Below are 252 nucleotides of genomic sequence, written 5' to 3' on the forward strand. Positions count from 1 at the left end.
GCGTATCTGCGCCATATCCTGAGCGTACTGCCGGAATGGCCCTCCAACCGTGTTGACGAACTGCTGCCATGGAACGTAGTTTTCACCGATAAATAAGTGTCAATACGGCGCTCTGTTGACGCTTACAGATTTTCCCGGAGTTTCATCATGAGTTTTAACGCAAAGGATATGACCCAGGGCGGTCAGATTGCCTCCATGCGTATCCGCATGTTCAGTCAGATCGCCAATATTATTTTCTACTGTCTGTTTATT

At 47.6% G+C, this 252-nt stretch carries 2 protein-coding genes; both read left to right on the forward strand.

From position 1 onward, the window contains the following. On the forward strand, positions 1-96 hold a 96-nt coding region (locus tag C7B16_RS24415; protein ID WP_143192617.1), incomplete at its 5' end, for a transposase domain-containing protein. A 51-nt stretch (positions 97-147) separates the two neighbouring features. Continuing rightward, a partial coding sequence (locus C7B16_RS25925) for a conjugal transfer protein TraD (protein WP_107180303.1) occupies positions 148-252 on the forward strand: 105 nt, incomplete at its 3' end.

It is taken from the genome of Escherichia sp. 20412-1 (assembly GCF_003027595.1).
In the GTDB taxonomy this organism is placed as follows: domain Bacteria; phylum Pseudomonadota; class Gammaproteobacteria; order Enterobacterales; family Enterobacteriaceae; genus Escherichia; species Escherichia marmotae.